This is a genomic window from Bacillus sp. JJ783 (assembly GCF_036963225.1).
GTDB classification, from domain to species: domain Bacteria; phylum Bacillota; class Bacilli; order Bacillales; family Bacillaceae_G; genus Bacillus_A; species Bacillus_A cereus_U.
The window spans coordinates 1,899-3,900 of record NZ_JBALMG010000229.1 but is presented as its reverse complement, the minus strand read 5'-3'; the positions used below and the strand labels follow the sequence as shown (position 1 = coordinate 3,900).

Below are 2,002 nucleotides of genomic sequence, written 5' to 3'. Positions count from 1 at the left end.
ATTATCTCTTATTTCTTTTGAACAAACAAGTAGTTTTATGAAAGTTTATTAAAAACATCATATTTTCCTATTAAAAAGAGATAACAATAGATATGACAATCAAAAGAAATAAGAGGTACGGCTCCCGTGTAACAAAAACGACCATTTTTGTTACGGTCATTATTAATAAACTTTTAGTCTAATTAACTTGCATACTGAGTGTAACAAAAATATGTAACAATATTATTTGTAACAATATCCCCATTTAATCGTTTTTGGTACAATAGTCGGTGAAGGGGATGATAAATATGAAGTTTGGTTATATGCGTGTTTCTACATTAGATCAAAATTTAGATCGTCAAAAGAAACAGCTTGAAGAATTTGGATGCGACCGTATTTTCTTCGAAAAAATAACCGGTACAAAACGAAACCGGCCGGAATTAAATAGTATGCTGGAATTTCTTCGTCCAGAAGATACAGTCGTTGTAACCGATTTAACTCGATTATCACGTTCTACAAAAGATCTCATTGAAATTACGGAACAAATTTCTCAAAAAGGAGCACACTTGAAAAGTCTAAAGGAATCATGGCTTGATACAACAACAGCACATGGAAAAATGTTGTTTACTATTTTCGCTGGTATTGCTCAATTTGAACGAGATTTAACTTCTGAACGGACAAAGGAAGGGATTGAGGCTGCAAGGAAACGAGGGAAACATCCTGGAAGACCAAAAACCGATGAGGAAAAGGTAGATTACGCTTTATATCTTATTAATCAAGGTATGAGCCGTACAGATGCCGCCGAGAAAGCTGGTATCTCGAGAATGACTTTGTACCGTAAGATGCAACAGTAAAATACATATAGTTTTGATTTTAGTATAGTAGGAGGAATTACATTGACCTCAATTGAACGTACAGCCTATCCAAGGTTTAAACAAAACTTAACTCGAAAAGAACTGAAAGAGATTTATACCGTCACATATGAGGAGAACCAATTTGCCCATAGAGTAGCACGTGGAACTATTCCGGTCTTTAGCCTTTTAGTTATGCTAAAGTCTTTCCAACGACTAGGTTATTTTCCACGTCCAAAAGATATTCCATCTGTGATAATTCATCACATCCGTTCGAGTTTGCGTATATCAAATGAAACCGAACCAAACTTCCGAACAAAGTCCATATATCGACACCAGAAAGCAATTCGTGAGCATTTGCAAGTATTGCCCTTTGGGAAGGATGCTTTACATATTGCTACTAATGCAATATATAAAGCATCTCAAGTGATGGATAACCCCGCTGACCTTATTAATGTTTCTATTGAAGAATTAATTAAGGAACGTTATGAATTACCAGCATTCAGTACACTAGATCGGCTTGCACGTCGAGTGAGAACGCTGGTTAATAATCGTCTTTGTAATACAATTCTCGCTCGTTTGTCTAATATAGAAAAAGATAAACTCGATCAATTACTTCATACGTCAAAAGAAACTCAACATTCTGGTTATAATTATTTTAAAGAAGTTCCCAAAAGCCCTTCTATTACTCATATGAAAGATTTACAAAACAGACTTTCATTTATTATGTCTTTCCTTCCAAACATTCATGATTTATTAGAAGACATTCCAAATTCTAAATTGAAGCACTTTGCTGCTGAAGCGAATTCTTTAGATGCTTCAGAAATAAAGGACTTCGCTCCTCCCAAAAGATATATGCTGTTGTTATCAACTATTTATCGGTCACAAATTACAACTAGGGATAACCTTGTAGAAATGTTTTTAAAAAGGATGGGAATCATTCATAAGAAAGGAAAAGAGGAACTTTCCCTTTTGAGAGAGCAGCATCGTTCCATAAGTGAAAATCTTATTTCTGTACTGAGTGAAGTTTTAGAAACAACAGATATGCATGATGATAATACACAAATTGGCAGCAAAATTACTGAACTTTTTGAAGCGAAAGGTGGTATAGAAGCTTTAAAACAAGACTGTACAGCAATATCCTCATACAATGGAAATAATTATCTACCACT

Annotated in this window: 2 protein-coding genes; both read left to right on the top strand. The window is 34.5% G+C overall.

Annotated elements, in window-relative coordinates; genetic code table 11:
• The first annotated feature begins 287 nt into the window (after positions 1-287).
• The gene (locus V7038_RS28815) at positions 288-833 is read left to right on the top strand and encodes a recombinase family protein (protein WP_000668450.1); all 546 of its coding nucleotides are present in this window, start codon (positions 288-290) and stop codon (positions 831-833) included.
• A 42-nt stretch (positions 834-875) separates the two neighbouring features.
• Positions 876-2,002, top strand: a 1,127-nt coding sequence (locus tag V7038_RS28810) for a DUF4158 domain-containing protein (RefSeq protein ID WP_335696040.1), incomplete at its 3' end; no start/stop codon positions are given.